Here is a 20,364-nt window from a genome sequence, read left to right as displayed (position 1 = left end):
GCCCGGGTGAGGTGCTGCCCGTCGTCGGCCACTGGCCGACCGTTCCCGGCGGGCTGCGCGACACCATCCGCCAGGAACTGGTCGCACGGCAGATCGACGAGCAGATAGCCGCCCGCTACCCCGTGGGGCAGCGGCTGCGGATCCTCGACGCGGGCATGGGCGAGGGCTCCCAGGCCCTGCGGCTCGCCCGGGCCGGTCACACCGTGACCGGCCTGGAGTCCGATCCCGAGCTGCTCCAGGCCGCCCGCGAGTCGCTGGCGACCGAACCGGCCGGCATCCGTGAGCGGGTACGGCTGATCCACGGCGACGGCCGCGAGACCGGGGTGCACTTCCTGCCCGGCAGCTTCGACGTCGTGCTGTGCCACGGCGTGCTGATGTACGCCGAGGAGCCCGACGCCCTGCTCGCCGGTCTGGCCCGGATGCTGGCCCCCGGCGGGCTGCTCTCCCTGGTGGTACGGAACGCCGAGGCGCTGGCCATGCGGCCGGGCCTCGCCGGGGAGTGGGCCGGGGCGCTGGCCGCCTTCGACTCGGACGTCTACACCGACCGCAACGGGGTCAAAGGGCGGGCCGACCGGCTCGACACCCTCACCGCGACCCTGGCCGGGATCGCGGCGCCGCTGCACGCCTGGTACGGGGTGCGGGTCTTCTCCGACAACATCCCGGGTGACCTGGGGCTGCCGGCGGCGGACGAACTGGAGCGGCTGCTCGCCGCCGAGGACCGGGCCGGGCGGATCGAGCCGTACCGCCGGATCGCGGGACTGCTCCACCTCTGCGGCGTCCGGGGCTGATCCGCTCGGGGTCCGTGGCGGAATCCGGTCAGGGTCCGCTCGGGGTCCGGCACGGAATACGGTGCGGGTCCGCTCGGGGTCCGCTCGGATCTTCGTGCCTGTGGTCTTCCTGCCCGCTGCCTTCCCGCCTGTGGTCTTTCCGCCCGGGGTCTTCGTGCCCCGGGCCTTTGCTTTTCGGCTTCCGGGCCACTCCTGGTCTTCGGCCTTCCCGGCCCGCGCGCCGGGCCGCCGCCTCACCGCGACATGCACCCGATCGGGCGACTTCACCGAGGCATGACGGCGTGGCGGCGCGGAGACTCGGGGCATGAGACGTCTCCTGCGCTCCCTCGTCGCCATGGCCGGTGCCGTCGCTCTGACGAGTGGCTGCGCGAACGGACTCGCCCCCCGCGCCGCGCACCCCGCCCCGGCCGTCTCCCCGCCCGCCACCTCCCCCCGGGCCGCCTCGCCGCTCGCCGCCTCGCCGCTGGTGTCGAACCAGCTCCAGGACGACTACCAGCAGGTGATCAGGAACGTCCTGCCGTCCGTCGTCCAGATCGAGTCCTCACAGAGCCTCGGATCCGGGGTCGTCTACGACGTCCAAGGGCATGTCGTCACGAACGCGCACGTCATCGGCCAGGACCGGAGCTTCAAGGTGTCGGCGGCGACCGGCGGCCAGACGGTGACGGCGCGGCTGGTCTCCTCGTACCCCGAGCAGGATCTCGCCGTGATCAAACTGGACACCGTGCCGCAGGGGCTGCGGGCGGCGACGTTCGGCGACTCGTCGAAGGTCGACATGGGCCAGATCGTGCTGGCGATGGGCTCGCCCCTCGGCCTGTCCGGCAGCGTCACCCAGGGCATCGTCTCGGCGACCGGGCGCACGGTCAGCGAGGGCGGCGAGGGCGGTGGCACCGGAGCCACCATCGCCAACATGGTGCAGACCTCCGCCGCGATCAACCCGGGCAACAGCGGGGGCGCCCTGGTGAATCTGAACAGCGAGGTCATCGGCATCCCGACGCTCGCGGCGGTCGACCCGGCGCTGGGCGGCGGCTCGGCGCCGGGCATCGGGTTCGCGATCCCCGCGTCGATGGTGCGGACGGTGGCCGGCCAGATCATCCAGCACGGCAGGGTGACCGACTCGGGCCGGGCCGCGCTGAACATCACCGGCCGCACGGTCCTCGGGGACACCTACGAGCCGGGCGGGGTCGCGATCGTGCACGTCACGACGGGCGGGGCCGCCGCCGACGCGGGGCTGCGGACCGGGGACGTGATCACCAGGGTCGGTGGCGCCCCGATCACCACGATCACCTCGCTCGCCGAGGCGCTGGCGGCGCACCGGCCGGGCGACAAGGTGACCGTGGTGTTCACCCGGGGGGCGAAGGAGGAGAAGGCGGAGGTCACGCTGGGCGAGATGTGAGCCCTGCCCGCCGGGGTCCGACGGGCAGGGCCGGGCAGGGCCGGGCCGGAGGCCGACGTGGGCCTTCCGGGTCCGGCCCCTGACCCGCCGGAGCGGGTCCGGCTCAGCCCTCGGCGTTCAGCGGCATCGGGCCGTAGATCGTCGTGCCGTCCTCCGAGAGCGTCACCTGGTCCGCCCCGCCGTCGAGCAGATCACGCCAGTTCTCACCGAGCCAGGTCTCCGCGTCGCCCTGGGTGGTGAACTCCTCCTCCGGGGTCACCGACGGGGCGACCTCGCTGCCGTCGGACTTCTCGAACCGCCACGTCCATGCCATGTCCGCCTCCTGGGGATGCCGGCACTCACCGGATGATCGGTTTGCTGCCCGCAGCGTAGCCGGGCGCGCACCGCTCGCGGCAGCGCGGGAAAATCCGAGGGTGGAACTGACTCTGCTCGGCACCGGCGCGCCCCTCGGCCTCCCCCGCCCCGACTGCCCCTGCGCGGTGTGCGCGCTGTCCCGGGGCCCGCGAGCCCGGGCCGCGACCTCGCTCCTGGTGGACGGGGCACTGCTGCTCGACCTCACCCCCGGGGCCGCGCTGGCCGCCGCCCGCGCCGGTCACTCCCTCGTGGGCGTACGGCAAGTGCTGTTGACCCGGCCGCACGACGGGCCGGCCGTGGAAATGCCCGCCGGACTGCCGGCGGCGGGCCGCGTACCGGACGGACGGGAACTGACTCTCATCAGCGGCCACCGGGTACGGGCCGTACCGATGGACGCCCCGGGCACCGGATACGAGGTGGTGTCGGCCGACGGCGAACGGCTGCTGTACCTGCCGCGCGGCGGAGCGCCCGCCGGACTCCCCGACGACCACCGGGTGCCGTACGACATGGTGCTGGCGGATGTGACCGGCCGCCCCGACGCGCTCGCCCGGCTGCGGGCGGCCGGCGCCGTCGCGGCGAGCACCGACGTGATCGCCGTACACCTCGACCACGACGCGCCGACCGGCCCCGAACTGGACCGGCGGCTCGGGGCGGCCGGGGCCCGGACGGTCCCGGACGGGACGACGCTGTACGTCGGCGAGTACCACGCCGTACCCGACGTGCCGCGCCGCACGCTCGTCACGGGCGGAGCCCGGTCCGGCAAATCGGTGGAAGCCGAACGGCGCCTCGAAACCTTCCCCGAAGTCGTGTACGTGGCCACCGGCGGCACCCGCGCCGGCGACGCGGACTGGGCACAGCGGGTCGGTCTGCACCGCGAGCGGCGGCCCGCCACCTGGCGCACCGAGGAGACGACCGACCTCGTCCCGCTGCTCGCGGAGGACGGCCCGGCCCTGCTCATCGACTGCCTGTCGCTCTGGCTCACGGACGCCATGGACCAGGTGGGCGCCTGGGACGACACCGCATGGGACAACGGCGGGCGGCGGGCGCTCGCCGAGCGGATGGAGGAACTCGTGGCGGCGGTGCGGGCGACGTCGCGGACTGTGGTCGCGGTGACGAACGAAGTCGGCTCGGGGGTGGTTCCGGCGACGGCGTCGGGGCGGCGGTTCCGGGACGAGTTGGGGCGGCTGAACGCGGCGGTCGCCGGGGAGTGCGAGCAGGTGGTGTTGGTGGTAGCGGGGCAGGGGGTGGTGCTGCGGTGACGCTGCGGTGACGCTGCGCTGTGCGGGCGGGTGCGGCGTGGTGGTGGCGGGGCGTGGGGGCGCGGTCGGGGTTGCGGGGTGGTGCGCTGGGTTGGTGGGGGGTGCGCGTGGGCCGGTGCGGGGGTCGTGTTCTGCACTGCATGATTTACGGCGCGGGCACCTGACTTGTGCGCAAGGCGTTGCTGGTCCCGCGCCACAAATCACGCTTTACGTTTCGAACACGACCCCCTCCCCGACCCCCGCTCCCGTCGCCGTCTCGCGCGCACCACCCCGCACCCCTCCCGCTTGAAGGGATGGGGGGTGGGTGCAGCACGTGGGTGGAGGGAGGTGGGTGGAGGGGAAGGGAAAGTGGGTGAGTGCCGGAGTCGGTGGGTGGGCTCCCCGGCGCGCTGTCGTGCCCGCGGCGACTAGGGCCCCGGGTAGGGTTCGGACGATTGATGTACGAGCCCACGAACGAATCCCGACCGGCTTACCGACCGATTGACGTCACTAGGCGGAACACACCTTGAACCTCGACGACTTCTCCGATCTGATCCAGCGCCCCGACGGGGGGATCCGGCATGACGCAGAGGAGCGCAGGGAGCGGCTGGACGTCCGCCCCGGGGCGCTCGGACGCCTCGACGAGCTCGGCGAGTGGCTGTCGGCGGCCCAGGGCCGGGTACCGGTCGCGCCGGTGGAGCAGCCGAAGGTGGTGCTGTTCGCGGGCGACCACGGGGTGGCCTCGCTGGAGGTGTCCGGGCGGCCCGCGGGCAGCGCGTACGAACTGGTGCGCGCGGTGCTCGACGGCGGGAGCCCGGTGGCGGTCCTCGCGCGGGCGCAGCAGGTGCCGGTGCGGGTGGTGGACGCGGGGCTGGACTGCGACCCGGAGCTGCTGCCGGCCGAGGTGACCCGGCGCCGGGTGCGGCGCGGCAGCGGGCGGATCGACATCGAGGACGCGCTGACCGCCGAGGAGGCGCAAGCGGCCCTCGAACTGGGGATCGCGGTCGCCGACGAGGAGGCCGACTCCGGTACCGACCTGGTCGTGCTCGGCGATCTGAGCGTGGGCGGCACCACCCCGGCGTCGACGCTGATCGCGGCGCTGTGCGGGACGGACGCCTCGGTGGTGACCGGTCGCGGCGGCGCCGGGATCGACGATCTGGCGTGGATGCGCAAGTGCGCGGCGATCCGTGACGCGCTGCGCCGGGCCCGGCCGGTGCTCGGCGACCAGCTGGCCCTTCTTTCGACGGTCGGCGGCGCGGATCTCGCGGCGATGACGGGCTTCCTGCTCCAGGCGTCGGTGCGCCGGATGCCGGTGGTGCTCGACGGTGTGGTGGGCGCGGCGTGCGCGCTGGTGGCGCAGCGGTCGGCGTTCCGGGCGCCGGACTGGTGGCTGGCGGGCCAGGTGAGCGGGGAGCCGGCGCAGGCGAAGGCGCTGGACCGGATGGCGCTCGACCCGCTGCTCGACCACGGGGTCATGGTGGGCGAGGGGACCGGGGCGCTGCTCGCGCTGCCGCTGGTCCGGGCCGCGGCCGCACTGGCGGCGGAGCTGCCGGAGAAGGCGGAGCCGGCCGAGGCCAAGGACGCGGCGGACGCCGAGGCCGCCGCCGACGCTCTCTGACGCGTTCTCACACGGCCGGACGACGGGGCCGGGCATCCGGGGTGACACCACTCGAAGGTGGTCGCCGTGGGTGCTCGACCTGTCACACCATGCGATGCCCCATATGATCACCTTTCATGGGAGAAGTCCGCCTGCCCGTCACCGGAGCGGCCCGGAGCACGGCCCGTTCCCGGCGCGGGGCCGCGTTCGCCGTCTGGTATCTGCGCGCCGTCACCTTCGTCAATTTCCTGAGTGCCGTCTGGGTTTCGTTCGGCCAGGATCTGCGCCGGCACAACCAGCACGACTTCTTCACCCCGTACATGCTCACCGCCGGCTTCGCCTCCGGGGTCTTCACCCTCTTCCTGGCGATCACCATGCGCCGCCGCAAGCGGGCCGCGTGGATCCTGAACTTCGTGCTGTGCGGGCTGTTCCTGCTGCTCTTCGCGCTCGTCATGTTCTTCCCGGAGATCCGCGAGCATGCCCAGAACTGGGTGTCGCTCGTGTTGACGGCGGCCTTCTTCGGCGCGCTGCTCACCGGCCGCCGGGAGTTCTACGCGAAGGGCGACCGTTCCAATCCGCCGCTCGCCGCGGTCGTGGCGGTGGGCGGACTGCTGACCGCGTCGCTGCTCGCCGCGCTCCTGGTCACCGTCACCAACCGGACGCCCGGCGCCTCGACCTTCCCGGAGCGCTGGCGGTACGGCACGATGCGGCTGGTCACGCTGGCCACCGACGCGGACCGGCTGCCCGGTATCAGCACTCCCGGCTGGGTGGACGTGGTCATCAACGTGATGTCCACACTGCTGCTCATCGCGGTGCTCTACGCGGCCTTCCGGTCTCGCCGCGCGGTCGATCCGCTCACCGAGGAGGACGAGGAGCGGCTGCGGACGCTGCTGGCCGGGTACGGCGAGCGGGACTCCCTCGGCTACTTCGCGACCCGCCGCGAGAAGAGCGTCGTCTGGTCGCCCAGCGCGAAGGCGGCCATCGCCTACCGGGTGGTCGGCGGGGTGTCGCTGGCCTCCGGCGACCCGATCGGCGACCCGGAGGCCTGGCCCGGCGCCATCGAGCCGTGGCTGGCCGAGGCGCGTGAGCACGGCTGGATCCCGGCGGTGATGGGCGCGAGCGAGGAGGCCGGCACGATCTACGCGCGGCATGGCCTGGACGCCCTGGAGCTGGGCGACGAGGCGATCGTGGAGACCAAGGAGTTCACCCTCGACGGGCGGGCCATGCGCACGGTGCGCCAGGCGTTCAACCGGGTGAAGCGGGCGGGCTACCAGGTCCGGATCCGCCGTCACGACGAGATCCCGGCCGACGAGATGGCGACCCTCGTCCGCAAGGCGGACGACTGGCGCGACGGCGCGACCGAGCGCGGTTTCTCGATGGCGCTCGGCCGGCTCGGCGATCCGCGAGACGGCCGCTGCGTGATGCTGGAATGCACCGACGACCAAGGTGACCTGCGGGCTTTGCTGTCCTTCGTACCGTGGGGGCCCGAGGGCCTGTCCCTCGATCTGATGCGCCGCGACCGGGATTCCGAGAACGGTCTGATGGAGTTCATGGTCATCGAGCTCCTCCAGCGGGCGGGGAAGATCGGAATCCTTCATGTCTCGCTCAACTTCGCGATGTTCAGATCCGTCTTCGAACGTGGCTCGAGGCTCGGGGCGGGGCCGGTGCTGCGGCTGTGGCGTTCACTGCTGAGCTTCTTCTCCCGCTGGTGGCAGATCGAGTCGCTGTACCGCGCCAACGCCAAGTACCGACCGATCTGGGAGCCCCGTTTCATGCTGTTCGAGAAGAGCGCCGACCTGCTGCGCATCGGCCTCGCCGCCGGCCGCGCCGAGGGCTTCCTGGAAGCCCCGGGGCTGCCCAAGTGGCTGCACCGCAGGCACCTGGAAGGCAGACGGTGAGCCGCGGGTCCGTGCGGGCGTTCGCGCGCCGCGAGTGGGGGCCGCTGTACGGGACCGTGCGGGAGGCCCTGGTCGTACGGCGATGGCGGGCGATCCCGCTGACCCTGACCGCGGTTCTCCTCACCTCGGTCCTCCAGATCGTCCAGAACCAGGACTGGGGCTATCAGCCGGTCCAGGACCTCGGCTCGGTGCGGGCCGCGGACCCCCTCGGGCTCGCGCTGCTTCGGACTCCGCTGTCCCTCTTCGTACCGGCGCTCGACCTGCCGGTGTGGGGCGCGCTCGCGCAGGTCCTGGTGGTGTTCGGGATCGCCGAGATCTGTCTGGGCCGGGGACGGACGCTGTTCCTCGCGTACGCGGCGACGCTGGCCGGCACTCTCTACGCGCGCGTGGCTCTGGCGCTCGGGCCGGACAACCCGCTGGGGCTGCCCGCGGCCGACGCGCAGGTGGTGGACACCGGTCCGTCGGCGGCGGTCGTCGCGCTCGCCGTGTACGTGTGCTGGCGCCGCCGTGCGCGCTGGACCGCGATCCTCGTGGTCGTCGCGATGGTGGTGGAGGTGCTGGTCAAGAACAACCTGGCCGGCAAGGAGCACATCGCGGCGCTCGTGGCGGTGGGGGTCGTCGTCGCCGTCCAGGAGTGGCGGGACCGGCGGCGCCGGCCGCGGACCGGGGACGGCTCACCGGTATCGGGGTCGGCGTCAGGGCCGGTGGACCCCGGCGCGGGACCGGGGTCCGGGCCGGAGGGCGGCTCCGGGTCCGGGGGGTCAGGGCCCCGTCTCGGCTCCGTGTCCGCGTCCGTCTCCGCGCCACGGCCGGCCGTCCGTTCCCCCCTGCTTCAGTCCGACGTGGAGCCTCGGCCCGGCGTCCGTTCCTGAAAGCCGCCGATCAGGTCCTGAACCCTGCGGCGCACCCGGGTCCAGCGTTTGTCGCCCCGGTAGCCGCGGATCCGGGAGCGGGCCCGGGCGCGGGGGCGGCGCCGGTAGAAGCGGCGGGCCCACCAGGATCCGGGGCGGGCCAGCCGGAGCGCGCCGACGAGGGCGACGAAGGGGATCAGGGCGCCGATCACGGCGGTCCGGAACTTGCCCTTGACCAGGGTGACGAGGACGAAGAGGAAGTTGACGGCCAGGGAGAGAAGGAAGGCGGCCCGGTTCTGGCGCTCGTCGGCGGTCACGTCGTTCACCCCGAACGGCGCGAAGCCGACGAGTCCGAGCAGGACAAGGGCGGCGGTGAAGACCACCACCTCCACGCTCTTGCGGCCCTCGTCCGTCCAGTAGACGTCGTCGAGGTGGAGGATCAGCGCGAACTCGTCGAGCACCAGACCCGCGCCGGTCCCGAAGAGCACCGCGAAGACGGCCGCCCCCAGGCCGTACCGCCCGCTGGCCACCGCCCCGAACCCGCCGAGCACGGTGAGGACCACGCCCGGCACCACGTGATGGATGTGCGTCCCGCCCGAGGAGAGGTCGCGGAACGGGCCCTTGCCGGCCCGGATCAGCCGGGTGATGGTGCGGGTGATCAGGAAGGTCAGCACGAAGGCGGTCAGGGCGAGCAGCATCGGGAGCTTCCCGGGTTCGACGATATTGCGCGAGAACCAGTGACCCATGCCACCCTCTGTCGAATGATCAGTTTTCGTACGGTTTCATTCTGTTATCGATGATTTGACGACCTTACCGGGGCACTACCCTTCCGCGGATGGACGGCCTGCGATTCGCTTTCGGCACTCTCACCGTGCTGCCCGCCCGCATCACCCGCTGGGACCGTGACGCGGCCCGGTCCGGGATGCTCTGTGCCCCGCTCGCGGGCCTCGTCGTCGGCCTGTTCGCCGCCGCGGCCGGCGGGGTGTCGCTGCTGCTCGGCGCGAGCCCGCTGGTCGCCGCCGTCCTCACCGCCGTGGTCCCGGCCCTGCTCACGCGCGGGCTGCACCTCGACGGTCTCGCCGACACCGCCGACGGCCTCGGCAGCGCCAAGCCCGCCGAGGAGGCACTGCGGGTGATGAAGCGGTCCGACATCGGGCCGTTCGGCGTACTCGCCCTCGTCTTCGTCCTGTTCGCGCAGGTCGCCGCGCTCGCCGAGCTGTACGGGGAGGGCTGGGCAGACGGCACGGTCGCCGTCGCCGTCGCCTCGGCCGTCGCCCGGCTCGCCCTCACCCTCGCCTCCCGGCACGGGGTCCCGGCCGCCCGGCCCGAGGGGCTCGGCGCGATCGTCGCCGCCACCGTCCCCCGCCGCTCCGCCGCCCTCGCCACCGCGGTGGTCCTCGCGCTGGTCGGGGCGGCCGGCGCGGTCTTCTCCCCGTACGACGCCCTGCGCCACGTCCTGGCCGCACTCGTCGCGCTCGGCGCGGCCGAGGTGCTGCTGCGCCGCTGCGTCCGCCGCTTCGGCGGGGTGACCGGCGACGTCTTCGGCGGGGTGGCGGAGGTCGCGGGCACGGTCACGCTGGTGGCGCTGACCCTGGGCTGAGGCACGGGTGAGGACCGCTCCGGTGGCCGTATCCCCCCTTTCCGACTGTCCTGATCCGGACGCAACCCTCGCGGCGCCCCGCGGGTCACTTCGCCATGATCATGCTCACCCCTTCCGTCCGCGCGGCTGCCGCACTGGCCGCCGCCGCCCTGCTCCTGACCGCCTGCTCCGGCGCCGGCGACACCGCCCCGGCCGCCAAGCCCACGCCCACCCGGCACCCCGTCTTCGACCAGAAGCTCGACCGGCAACTGCTCCTGGCGGTGCGCCGGACGAAACAGGCGGGCACCGCGTCCTTCACCCACCGCCTGACCTTCGCCTCGGGCAAAGGCGACGCGGTCCAGACGATGAGCGGGCGCATGGACTTCACCGGCGGACGGGGGCGGGCCAAGGTCGTCTGGAAGGCCCCCACGTCACTGCCCCAGGAGGCTCGGGACGTCCTGACGGGCACGACGGCCGGCAGCCGGTCCGGCGCGCTGACCGGCACCTATCTGGTCGGCGGCGACCGGATCGACTACCGGGCCGACGGCGCCCCGTACTGGATCCGCTACACCTCCGCGGACACCCAGGCATCCCAGGAGAACGACGTCCTGGAGCACCTCCACGGCACCGAGGCGCCGGTCGGCGGCACTCTCCTGGAGGGCCTCTCCGGGGCTGAGGCGACCCAGCGGACCGACGGCCCCGGCGGCCGCCGCGTGTATCGGGGCGGCATGCCGGTCGACACGGTCGACGGCCTGTTCCCGGCCGGCCTGCGACGGCACACGACCCGGGACAACACCGACGTCCTGCCGGTCACCGTCACCCTGGACGAGCAAGGCCGGATCCTCGACGCCCACGCCGATCTGACCCCCCTCCTGAGGAAGCACGGCGACGCGCTCTCCGGCTTCACCAAAGTGACGATGGATCTCACGCTCGGCGGCTACGGCACGTCCGCGCCGAAGGACTCTCCCGCCGGCACCGTCCGCACGGCGGCCAAGGACGTCCTGCCCCTGCGGGACGTACGGGAGGACGGCTGCGCCGACTTCGACACCGGCCAGCGGCTGGCCCACCTCGTCGTCGGCGTGCCCTGCTCCGGGCCGTACGACGTCCGTGTCGTCCACCAGCTCCCGCTGGGACCGGGCGGTTCGGCCGAGGACACCCAGTTCCGCGCGGACACCGCCTGCTCGTTCGCGCTCGACGCCTCCCGGCCCTCCTGGATGCCCGCGAAGGCCGAAACCTGGGCCTGGTGGACGCCCGAACCCCAAGGCGGCGCCGGAAAGGGGCGGGTGACCTGCTACCTGACGAACGATCGGGACAATGCCTGATCAACTCACCTCCGGGGTAGGGAGCTTCCATTCGGAATCCACCCCGGTACGGCGGCACGCGGGCCCGCCCGCCGGTCCGCACCGCAGGGCCGCCAGGCCGGGAGAACCACGCCGCCGTGGGCGAACCCGGCAGGCGAGCGTAGGCTCCTGTCCGGCGCTCGTCGGGCCGAAATACGATACGGCGGGCACGGTCGGCCCATCCCACGACCGCCAACGAACTCAACGGAAGCGAGATTTCACCACCGTGACTGCTCTCACTCTCAGCACCGCCGGCGCGGCCACGCTGCGCGCCGACGCCGTCGTGGTCGGCGTCGCCAAGTCCGGCAAGACGCTGGTCGTGGCCCCGGGCGCCGAGGCCGTCGACCAGGCTTTCGACGGCGCTCTCGCCGCCGTCCTGGAGACTCTGGGCGCCACCGGCGCCGAGGGTGAGGCGACCAAGGTGCCCGCCCCGGCCGGTCTGAAGGCCCCGCTCGTCCTCGCCATCGGTCTCGGCACCCTGGCCGAGGACGACAAGGACGGCTCGGGCTTCAGCACCGAGGCGCTGCGCCGCGCGGCCGGCACCGCCGCCCGGATCCTCGCCGGTGCGAAGAAGGCCGCGTTCGCGCTGCCGATCGGTTCCCCCGAGGACGCCGCCGCGATCGGTGAGGGCGCGCTGCTCGGCGCGTACTCCTACACCGCGTGGAAGGAGGACGCCGAGGGCGCCAAGAAGCCGCTGGCCGAGGTCGCCCTGCTCGGCGCCAAGCCCCGCGACAAGGCCTACAAGGCCGCCGCCGAGCGCGCCCTGGCGGTCGCCGAGGAGATCAACCGCGCCCGCGACCTGGTCAACGCGCCGCCGAACGACCTGACCCCGGCCTCGTTCGCCGCCGTCGCGCAGGCCGCCGGCAAGGAGCACGGCCTGAAGGTCCAGGTGCTCGACGAGAAGGCGCTCGCCAAGGGCGGCTACGGCGGCATCCTGGGCGTCGGCGCCGGTTCGGCGAACCCGCCCCGCCTGGTCAAGGTCGCGTACACGCACCCGAAGGCGGAGAAGACCCTCGCCCTGGTCGGCAAGGGCATCACCTACGACTCGGGCGGCATCTCCCTGAAGCCGGCCGGTCACAACGAGACGATGAAGTGCGACATGGCCGGCGCCGCCGCCGTCTTCGCCGCCGTCGTCTCCGCCGCCCGCCTCGGCCTCGCCGTCAACGTCACGGGCTGGCTGGCGCTCGCCGAGAACATGCCGTCCGGCACCGCCACCCGCCCGGGTGACGTGCTGCGCATGTACAGCGGCAAGACCGTCGAGGTCCTCAACACCGACGCCGAGGGCCGTCTCGTCCTCGCGGACGCGCTGACCCGCGCCTCCGAGGAGGAGCCGGACGCGATCGTCGACGTGGCCACCCTGACCGGTGCCATGGTCCTCGCGCTCGGCGACCGCACCTTCGGCGTCATGGCCAACGACGACGACTTCCGTACCGCGATCCACGAGACCGCGACCGAGGTCGGCGAGCCGTCCTGGCCGATGCCGCTCCCCGCCGACCTGCGCAAGGGCATGAACTCCCCGACCGCCGACATCGCCAACATGGGCGAGCGGATGGGCGGCGGCCTGGTGGCCGGTCTGTTCCTGCAGGAGTTCGTGGGCAAGGGCATCACCTGGGCCCACCTGGACATCGCGGGTCCGGCCTTCCACGAGAGCGCTCCGTACGGCTACACCCACAAGGGCGGCACCGGCTCCTCGGTGCGCACCCTGGTGCGTCTCGCCGAGCGCACCGCCGACGGCGAGATCTGAGCCGACGGGAAAAGCGGGAAGCTGACGGACTCGGGGGCGGGGCCGGTATCCGGACCCGCCCTCCGGTCCGGCTTCCCCTCCCTGTCGGGTCCCTTCCGGGCCCTTCCTCAGCCGTTCCCGACCGGCCCCCGAGCTTCCCGCCCGGGGGCCGGTCGGCGTTCCCGGCGTGTTCGCCCGCGACGAAATCCGCATGTTCACCCATGTGACGCAGCCCTCCGTACGGACGATCCGCCGTCCCGGAGCACGGCCCCGCGTCCCGCCACCCGCCAACAAGTGCGAAGATGGGTTCTCGGCAGGACAGGGCCCCCACCACAGGGCCGACGAAAAGCGGCGGCCGGACACTGAGCCGCCGCCGGTCAGCACGACCGGCGACGAGCGCATATGCATGGAGGACGTGACGTGGCGAACGACGCCAGCACCGTTTTCGACCTAGTGATCCTCGGCGGCGGTAGCGGCGGCTACGCCGCGGCGCTGCGCGGAGCGCAGCTGGGCCTGGACGTCGCACTGATCGAGAAGAACAAGCTCGGCGGCACCTGCCTGCACAACGGCTGCATCCCGACGAAGGCCCTGCTCCACGCCGGCGAGGTCGCCGACACGGCGCGCGAGGCGGAGCAGTTCGGTGTCAAGACCTCCTTCGAGGGCATCGACATCAAGGCCGTGCACAAGTACAAGGACGACGTGATCGCCGGCCTGTACAAGGGTCTGCAGGGTCTCGTCGCCTCCCGCAAGGTGACGTACATCGAGGGCACCGGCCACCTGTCGTCCCCGACCTCCGTCGACGTCGACGGCCGCCGCGTCGAGGGCCGTCACGTCCTGCTCGCCACCGGTTCCGTGCCGAAGTCGCTGCCCGGTCTGGAGATCGACGGCAACCGGATCATCACCTCGGACCACGCGCTCACCCTGGACCGGGTGCCGGAGTCCGCGATCATCCTCGGCGGCGGCGTCATCGGCGTCGAGTTCGCCTCGGCGTGGAAGTCCTTCGGCACCGACGTCACGGTCATCGAGGGCATGAAGCACCTCGTCCCGGTCGAGGACGAGAACAGCTCCAAGCTGCTGGAGCGCGCCTTCCGCAAGCGTGGCATCAAGTTCAACCTCGGCACCTTCTTCCAGTCGGCCGAGTACACCGAGAACGGTGTGAAGGTCACCCTGGCCGACGGCAAGACCTTCGAGGCCGAGGTGCTGCTGGTCGCCATCGGCCGCGGCCCGGTCTCCGCCGGTCTCGGCTACGAGGAGCAGGGCGTCGCGATGGACCGCGGCTACGTCCTGGTCGACGAGTACATGCGTACCAACGTGCCCACCATCTCCGCGGTCGGCGACCTCGTCCCGACCCTCCAGCTCGCGCACGTCGGCTTCGCCGAGGGCATCCTGGTAGCGGAGCGGCTCGCCGGTCTGAAGCCGGTTCCGGTCGACTACGACGGCGTGCCGCGGGTGACCTACTGCCACCCGGAGGTCGCCTCCGTCGGCATCACCGAGGCCAAGGCCAAGGAGATCTACGGCGCGGACAAGGTCGTGGCCCTGAAGTACAACCTCGCGGGCAACGGCAAGAGCAAGATCCTGAAGACCGCGGGCGAGATCAAGCTCGTCCAGGTCAAGGACGGTGCCGTGGTCGGCGTCCACATGGTCGGTGACCGCATGGGCGAGCAGGTCGGCGAGGCGCAGCTGATCTACAACTGGGAGGCGCTGCCGGCCGAGGTCGCGCAGCTCATCCACGCCCACCCGACGCAGAACGAGGCGCTCGGCGAGGCCCACCTGGCCCTGGCCGGCAAGCCTCTGCACTCCCATGACTGACGCTCACGTCATCCAAGGGCGCGACGACCACTTTCCGCAATTCGTTAGGAGCAACTGAAACCATGTCGGTTTCCGTAACCCTGCCGGCGCTCGGCGAGAGCGTCACCGAGGGCACCGTCACCCGCTGGCTCAAGGCCGAGGGCGAGCGTGTCGAGGCCGACGAGCCGCTGCTCGAGGTCTCGACCGACAAGGTCGACACCGAGATCCCCGCCCCCGCCTCGGGCATCCTGGCCTCCATCAAGGTCGCCGAGGACGAGACGGTCGAGGTCGGCGCCGAGCTGGCCATCATCGACGACGGCTCCGGCGCCCCGGCCGCCGCCCCGGCCCCCGCCGCCGAGGCCGCTCCGGCTCCGGCTCCGGCCGCTGCCCCGGCTCCGGTCGCCGAGGCCCCCGCCGCCCCGGCCGCCCCGGCCCCCGTGGCCGAGGCTCCGGCCGCCGCTCCGGCCGGTGCCGCCGAGGGCACCGACGTCGTTCTCCCGGCGCTCGGCGAGTCCGTCACCGAGGGCACCGTCACCCGCTGGCTCAAGTCGGTCGGCGACACCGTCACGGCCGACGAGCCGCTGCTCGAGGTCTCCACGGACAAGGTCGACACCGAGATCCCGGCCCCGGCCTCCGGTGTGCTGCTCGAGATCACCGTCGCCGAGGACGAGACCGCCGAGGTCGGCGCCAAGCTGGCCGTCATCGGTGTCGCGGGTGCCGCTCCGGCCGCCCCGGCCCCGGCCGCCGCCCCGGCCCCCGTGGCCGAGGCTCCGGCTCCCGCCCCGGTGGCCCCGGCCGCCCCGGCGCCCGCTCCGGCCCCCGCCCCGGCCCCGGTCGCCGCTGCCCCGGCTCCGGCCGCCCCGGCCCCGGCTGCCACTCCGGCCCCCGCCGCCGCTCCGGCTCCGGCCGCTGTCGCGGAGCCGGCCGAGGACGGCGCGTACGTGACCCCGCTGGTCCGCAAGCTCGCCACCGAGAACGGTGTCGACCTGGGCACCGTCAAGGGTTCGGGCGTCGGCGGCCGCATCCGCAAGCAGGACGTCCTCGCGGCCGCCGAGGCCAAGAAGGCCGCTCCGGCCCCCGTCGCCGCCGCCCCGGCCGCCGCCGCTCCGGCCGCCGCCAAGGCTCCGGCCCTGGAGGTCTCCCCGCTGCGTGGCCAGACCGTCAAGATGACCCGCATGCGCAAGGTCATCGGCGACAACATGTTCAAGGCCCTGCACACCCAGGCGCAGCTGACCACGGCCGTCGAGGTCGACATCACGAAGCTGATGAAGCTGCGCAACCAGGCCAAGGACGCCTTCGCCGCCCGTGAGGGCGTCAAGCTGTCCCCGATGCCGTTCTTCGTGAAGGCGGCGGCCCAGGCGCTCAAGGCGCACCCGGTGATCAACGCTCGTATCAACGAGGACGAGGGCACGATCACCTACTTCGACACCGAGAACATCGCGATCGCGGTGGACTCCGAGAAGGGCCTGATGACCCCGGTCATCAAGGGTGCGGGCAACCTGAACATCGCCGGCATCTCCAAGGCCACGGCCGACCTCGCGGCCAAGGTCCGGGGCAGCAAGATCACGCCGGACGAGCTGTCCGGTGGCACCTTCACCATCAGCAACACCGGCTCGCGCGGTGCGCTGTGGGACACCGTCATCGTGCCGCCGAGCCAGGTCGCCATCCTGGGCATCGGTGCCACCGTGAAGCGCCCGGCCGTCGTCGAGACGCCCGAGGGCACGGTCATCGGCATCCGTGACATGGTCGTCCTGGCCCTGTCGTACGACCACCGCCTGGTCGACGGTGCCGACGCCGCCCGCTACCTGAACGCCGTCAAGGCGATCCTGGAGGCCGGCGAGTTCGAGGTCGACCTGGGCCTGTAAGGCAGCCGCGTCGCCTCCGGGCAACGTAACGAGCCTCACCAGCGGCGCCCCCACCCGGATGTGTTTCCGGGTGGGGGCGCCGCCGTATTGTCTAGGAGACCGTGTCTCCTGAGGAGCGAGTTCTCATGACCATGCCCGTCGTCCATTCGCTGCGCGAGCAGATCCGCGAGCACATCGTGGAGGGCATCGTCAGCGGCCGCTGGAAGCCGGGCGAAAGGATCGTGGAGCGGCGGATCGCCACCGAGCTGGAGGTCTCCCAGACGCCCGTGCGCGAGGCGCTGCGCGAGCTGGAGTCGCTGCGGCTGATCGAGTCGGCGCCGAACAAGGGCGTCCGGGTGCGCAATCTCACCGCCGCGGACCTGGAGGAGAGCTATCCCGTACGGGCGGGTCTGGAGCAGATCGCGGCGGAGCTGGCGGCCGGCCGGCTCGCGGCGGACTGCTCGACCCTGGAGCCGCATGTGGCGGCCCTGTACGAGGCGGACGCGGCCGGGGACGGCACGGCGCAGGTGCGGCACACGGTGGCGTTCCACCGGGAGCTGGTGAAGGCGGCCGGGAACAGCGTGCTGCTGCACACCTGGGAGGGTCTGGGCATCGAGGTGTTCACGGCGCTGTCGATCCGCTGGCTGGGCACGGTGCAGAAGTCGTACGCGGAGGAGCACCAGGAGCTGGTGGAGGCGTTCCGCCGGGGCGACCCGGACATCGGCGCGCTGGTGAAGGCGCATGTGCTGGGGTGCGCGCCGCGGGCGTGACCCGTCGGCCACCGGGGGTGCTCCTTCGCCCCGGAGCGTGACCTTTTTTGCCCTCCGGGTCGTGAATCCGGCCACATGCCCCCCATGTCTCCGAGCGGGTCCGTCGCGTACCACGGGCCCGCTCATTCGTGCGCACGGCCTCTCACCCGGCCGCTCCAACGGCGCCGATCCCCCGCTATTCCTTCGAAAACAAGGCACCGGGTGCCCGTTTACTTGGCACCCTGTGCCTACTTTCTTGAAATCGAGAGGTTTTTCGGTTCAACACTTTGATCGATCATCGATCGGAGGATTACAGTTTCCGCGGGCCGTCACCCGGCCCGCCGCCCTGTCCTGCCAGACATGGCCCCTTTATCTCCACCCCCCTCCTGTCCGGAAGGCGGCGATCATGACCGATCCCGTAGGCAAGATTCCGAGCGAGCTCGACCAGCTCCCGGACCGTGACACCGAGGAGACCGCCGAGTGGGCGGCCTCCCTCGACGCCGTCACCAAGGCCGCCGGCCCTCACCGGGCCGCCTACCTGATGCGCCGCACGCTCCAGCACGCGGAGGGTGCGGGCCTCGCCCTGCCCAAGCTGCTGGAGACGGACTACCTCAACACCATCCCCACCTCCGCCGAGCCGTCCATCGGCGCGGCCGGCGGCGACGAGGAGATGGAGCGCCGGATCACCGCGTGGAACCGCTGGAACGCGGCCGCGATGGTCACCCGCGGCGCCAAGCACGGGGTCGGCGGCCACATCGCCACCTTCGCCTCCGCGGCCTGGCTCTACGAGACCGGCTTCAACCACTTCTTCAAGGGCAAGGAAGCCAAGGACGCTCCCGGCTCCGGCGACCAGCTCTACATCCAGGGCCACGCCGCCCCCGGCATCTACGCCCGTGCCTTCCTCGACGGCCGGCTGAACGAGTCCCACCTGGACAACTTCCGCCAGGAGGCCGGCGGCAACGGTCTGCCGTCCTACCCGCACCCGCGCCGGCTGCCCTGGCTGTGGGAGTTCCCGACCGTCTCCATGGGCCTTGGCCCGCTCTCCGCGATCTACCAGGCGCGCTTCAACCGCTACCTGACGAACCGCTCCATCAAGGATGTCTCCGCCTCCCACGTGTGGGCCTTCCTCGGCGACGGCGAGATGGACGAGCCGGAGGCCACGGCGGCGCTCGCGCTGGCGGCCCGCGAGGGTCTGGACAACCTGACCTTCGTCATCAACTGCAACCTGCAGCGCCTCGACGGCCCGGTCCGCGCCAACTTCAAGATCGTGCAGGAGCTGGAGGCCCAGTTCCGCGGCGCCGGCTGGAACGTCGTCAAGACCCTGTGGGGCAACGCCTGGGACGAGCTGTTCGCGCTCGACACCACCGGCGCCCTGGTCCGCCGACTGCGCGAGGTGCCGGACGCCCAGGTCCAGACGTACCAGACCCGCGACGCCGCCTACATCCGCCAGGACTTCTTCGGCAAGGACCCGGCGCTCGTCGCGATGGCGCAGCTGCTGAGCGACGACAAGATCCTCGAGTGCTTCCACCTGTCCCGCGGTGGCCACGAGCCGCGCAAGGTGTACGCCGCGTACAAGGCCGCCCTGGAGTTCAAGGGCGCGCCGACCGTCATCCTGGCGCAGACCGTCAAGGGCTTCACCCTCGGTGAGGGCTTCGCGTCGAAGAACGCGAACCACCAGATGAAGAAGCTGTCGTCGGACGAGTTCAAGCAGATGCGCGATCTGCTCGACCTGCCGATCTCGGACGCGCAGTTCACCGACGGCCAGGTGCCCTACGGCCACCCGGGCGCCGACTCCGCCGAGGTCCGCTACCTCCAGGAGCGCCGCGCCGCCCTCGGCGGCCCCGCCCCGGCCCGCCGCGTCCACCCGCTCGCCCCGCTGCCGGCCCCGGCCGACAAGGCGTTCGCGGCCTTCGACAAGGGCTCCGGCGCGCAGTCCATCGCCACCACGATGGCCTTCGTGCGCCTGGTCAAGGACCTGGTCCGGGACAAGGAGACCGGCAAGCGCTGGGTTCCGATCGTGCCCGACGAGGCCCGTACCTTCGGCATGGAGTCGCTGTTCCCCTCGCTCGGCATCTACTCGCCGAAGGGGCAGACGTACGAGCCGGTCGACCGCGACCAGCTGATGTACTACAAGGAGGCCGTCAACGGCCAGATCCTGAACGAGGGCATCACCGAGGCCGGCTCGATGGCCGACTTCATCGCCGCTTCGACGTCGTACGCGACGCACGGCGAGGCGATGATCCCGTTCTACATCTTCTACTCGATGTTCGGCTGGCAGCGGACGGCCGACCAGATGTGGCAGCTCGGCGACCAGCTCGGCCGCGGCTTCCTCGTCGGCGCGACCGCCGGCCGCACCACGCTGACCGGTGAGGGCCTCCAGCACGCCGACGGCCACTCCCCGGTGATCGCGGCCACGAACCCGGCGGCGCTGAGCTACGACCCGGCGTTCGCGTACGAGGTCGCGGCCATCGTCAAGGAGGGTCTGCGCCGGATGTACGGCGAGGCGGCCGAGGGCGAGGACCAGAACGTCTTCTACTACCTCACCGTCTACAACGAGCCGATGCCGCAGCCGGCCAAGCCGGGTCACGCCGGTGTCGACGAGGGCATCGTCAAGGGCCTGTACCGCTTCAACACGGCCGAGTCGGCCGGCCTGGAGCTGCCCGCGAACGCCGCCCGCGTCCAGCTGCTCGCCTCCGGCACGGCGATCCACTGGGCCCTGGAGGCGCAGAAGACGCTGGCCGCCGAGTGGGGCGTGGCCGCCGACGTGTGGTCCGCGACCTCGTGGACCGAGCTGCGCCGCGACGCGCTGGAGGCCGACGCGGCCCTGCTGCGCGGCGAGGAGCGCGTCCCGTACCTGCGCCAGGCCCTGGAGGGCGTGGACTCCCCGGTGCTGGCCGTCTCCGACTACATGCGCCAGGTCCCGGACCAGATCGCGCAGTGGATCGAGCAGGACTACACCTCGCTGGGCGCCGACGGCTTCGGCATCTCGGACACCCGTGTCGCGGCCCGTCGCCACTTCGGCGTCGACGCCGAGTCGATCGTGGTCGCCGCCCTGGCCCAGCTCGCCCGCCGCGGCGAGGTCCAGGCCACGTCGGTGAAGGAGGCGCGCGAGCGCTACGGCCTGTAAGGCCCGCCGTTCCCGGTCCGAGGGGGGGGGGGGGGGGGGGGGGGGGGGGGGGGGGGGGGGGGGGCCGGCGGCGGGGGGGGGGGGGGCGCGGCCGC

The 20,364-nt window shown here is 72.5% G+C and carries 14 protein-coding genes and 1 pseudogene; 13 read left to right on the top strand and 2 right to left on the bottom strand.

Annotated features, from left to right (window positions below; genetic code table 11):
- Window positions 1–11: 11 nt before the first annotated feature.
- Window positions 12–788, top strand: coding sequence for a methyltransferase domain-containing protein (locus ACGFRB_RS07245; protein ID WP_363012315.1), 777 nt, complete (start codon window positions 12–14; stop codon window positions 786–788).
- Window positions 789–1,092: 304 nt separating this feature from the next.
- The gene (locus tag ACGFRB_RS07240) at window positions 1,093–2,181 is read left to right on the top strand and encodes a S1C family serine protease (RefSeq protein ID WP_393240136.1); all 1,089 of its coding nucleotides are present in this window, start codon (window positions 1,093–1,095) and stop codon (window positions 2,179–2,181) included.
- 103 nt (window positions 2,182–2,284) lie between these two features.
- On the opposite strand, the gene ACGFRB_RS07235 is transcribed toward ACGFRB_RS07240, so the two are convergent.
- Window positions 2,285–2,494 carry a hypothetical protein gene (locus ACGFRB_RS07235; protein ID WP_363012317.1) on the bottom strand — a complete coding sequence of 70 codons (210 nt, stop codon included), beginning with the start codon at window positions 2,492–2,494 and terminating at the stop codon, window positions 2,285–2,287.
- Window positions 2,495–2,594: 100 nt separating this feature from the next.
- On the opposite strand from ACGFRB_RS07235, the gene ACGFRB_RS07230 reads away from it, so the two are divergent.
- The 4 genes and pseudogenes from ACGFRB_RS07230 to ACGFRB_RS07215 all read left to right on the top strand — a co-directional run.
- Window positions 2,595–3,794, top strand: coding sequence for a bifunctional adenosylcobinamide kinase/adenosylcobinamide-phosphate guanylyltransferase (locus tag ACGFRB_RS07230; protein ID WP_393240133.1), 1,200 nt, complete (start codon window positions 2,595–2,597; stop codon window positions 3,792–3,794).
- 505 nt (window positions 3,795–4,299) lie between these two features.
- Window positions 4,300–5,391 (top strand): nicotinate-nucleotide--dimethylbenzimidazole phosphoribosyltransferase, encoded by a 1,092-nt coding sequence (gene cobT, locus ACGFRB_RS07225; protein ID WP_393240130.1) that lies wholly within the window; start codon window positions 4,300–4,302, stop codon window positions 5,389–5,391.
- 116 nt (window positions 5,392–5,507) lie between these two features.
- The gene (locus tag ACGFRB_RS07220; protein WP_393240127.1) at window positions 5,508–7,268 is read left to right on the top strand and encodes a phosphatidylglycerol lysyltransferase domain-containing protein; all 1,761 of its coding nucleotides are present in this window, start codon (window positions 5,508–5,510) and stop codon (window positions 7,266–7,268) included.
- 11 nt (window positions 7,269–7,279) lie between these two features.
- A pseudogene (locus ACGFRB_RS07215) lies at window positions 7,280–7,945 on the top strand (hypothetical protein); the annotation flags it as partial.
- 155 nt (window positions 7,946–8,100) lie between these two features.
- Here ACGFRB_RS07215 and ACGFRB_RS07210 read toward each other — a convergent pair.
- Window positions 8,101–8,865 carry a hypothetical protein gene (locus ACGFRB_RS07210; RefSeq protein ID WP_393240124.1) on the bottom strand — a complete coding sequence of 255 codons (765 nt, stop codon included), beginning with the start codon at window positions 8,863–8,865 and terminating at the stop codon, window positions 8,101–8,103.
- Window positions 8,866–8,954: 89 nt separating this feature from the next.
- On the opposite strand from ACGFRB_RS07210, the gene ACGFRB_RS07205 reads away from it, so the two are divergent.
- The 7 genes from ACGFRB_RS07205 to aceE all read left to right on the top strand — a co-directional run bounded on the left by ACGFRB_RS07205 (window position 8,955) and on the right by aceE (window position 20,269).
- Entirely contained in the window at window positions 8,955–9,719 is a 765-nt protein-coding gene (locus ACGFRB_RS07205; protein WP_393240121.1) for an adenosylcobinamide-GDP ribazoletransferase, read from the top strand.
- A 101-nt stretch (window positions 9,720–9,820) separates the two neighbouring features.
- Complete coding sequence (locus ACGFRB_RS07200) at window positions 9,821–11,020, top strand: hypothetical protein (RefSeq protein WP_393240118.1); 1,200 nt, start codon at window positions 9,821–9,823, stop codon at window positions 11,018–11,020.
- A 244-nt stretch (window positions 11,021–11,264) separates the two neighbouring features.
- On the top strand, window positions 11,265–12,782 hold the full coding sequence (locus ACGFRB_RS07195; RefSeq protein ID WP_393240116.1) for a leucyl aminopeptidase: 1,518 nt from the start codon (window positions 11,265–11,267) through the stop codon (window positions 12,780–12,782).
- A gap of 399 nt (window positions 12,783–13,181) precedes the next feature.
- Window positions 13,182–14,570: a dihydrolipoyl dehydrogenase gene (gene lpdA, locus ACGFRB_RS07190; RefSeq protein ID WP_361238903.1), complete on the top strand. Its 1,389-nt coding sequence runs from the start codon at window positions 13,182–13,184 to the stop codon at window positions 14,568–14,570.
- Window positions 14,571–14,632: 62 nt separating this feature from the next.
- Window positions 14,633–16,414 (top strand): 2-oxoglutarate dehydrogenase, E2 component, dihydrolipoamide succinyltransferase, encoded by a 1,782-nt coding sequence (sucB, locus tag ACGFRB_RS07185; RefSeq protein WP_393240112.1) that lies wholly within the window; start codon window positions 14,633–14,635, stop codon window positions 16,412–16,414.
- Between the two features lie 125 nt (window positions 16,415–16,539).
- Window positions 16,540–17,163, top strand: coding sequence for a GntR family transcriptional regulator (locus ACGFRB_RS07180; protein ID WP_359875042.1), 624 nt, complete (start codon window positions 16,540–16,542; stop codon window positions 17,161–17,163).
- A 385-nt stretch (window positions 17,164–17,548) separates the two neighbouring features.
- Window positions 17,549–20,269, top strand: a complete 2,721-nt coding sequence (gene aceE / locus ACGFRB_RS07175) for a pyruvate dehydrogenase (acetyl-transferring), homodimeric type (protein WP_363012328.1) — start codon at window positions 17,549–17,551, stop codon at window positions 20,267–20,269.
- Window positions 20,270–20,364 lie beyond the last annotated feature (95 nt).

The sequence above is a fragment of the Streptomyces sp. NPDC048718 genome (genome assembly GCF_043198875.1).
GTDB lineage: Bacteria > Actinomycetota > Actinomycetes > Streptomycetales > Streptomycetaceae > Streptomyces.
Note: the sequence above shows the minus strand (reverse complement) of the source record. Positions and strands in the feature narration are given on the sequence as shown.

Coding starts and splice junctions, on each gene's coding strand:
- ACGFRB_RS07200 (WP_393240118.1), top strand. CDS start 9,821: ATGCTCACCCCTTCCGTCCGCGCGGCTGCCGCACTGGCCGCCGCCGCC.
- ACGFRB_RS07240 (WP_393240136.1), top strand. CDS start 1,093: ATGAGACGTCTCCTGCGCTCCCTCGTCGCCATGGCCGGTGCCGTCGCT.
- ACGFRB_RS07205 (WP_393240121.1), top strand. CDS start 8,955: ATGGACGGCCTGCGATTCGCTTTCGGCACTCTCACCGTGCTGCCCGCC.
- ACGFRB_RS07180 (WP_359875042.1), top strand. CDS start 16,540: ATGACCATGCCCGTCGTCCATTCGCTGCGCGAGCAGATCCGCGAGCAC.
- ACGFRB_RS07210 (WP_393240124.1), bottom strand. CDS start 8,865: ATGGGTCACTGGTTCTCGCGCAATATCGTCGAACCCGGGAAGCTCCCG.
- ACGFRB_RS07220 (WP_393240127.1), top strand. CDS start 5,508: ATGGGAGAAGTCCGCCTGCCCGTCACCGGAGCGGCCCGGAGCACGGCC.
- aceE (WP_363012328.1), top strand. CDS start 17,549: ATGACCGATCCCGTAGGCAAGATTCCGAGCGAGCTCGACCAGCTCCCG.
- ACGFRB_RS07235 (WP_363012317.1), bottom strand. CDS start 2,494: ATGGCATGGACGTGGCGGTTCGAGAAGTCCGACGGCAGCGAGGTCGCC.
- sucB (WP_393240112.1), top strand. CDS start 14,633: ATGTCGGTTTCCGTAACCCTGCCGGCGCTCGGCGAGAGCGTCACCGAG.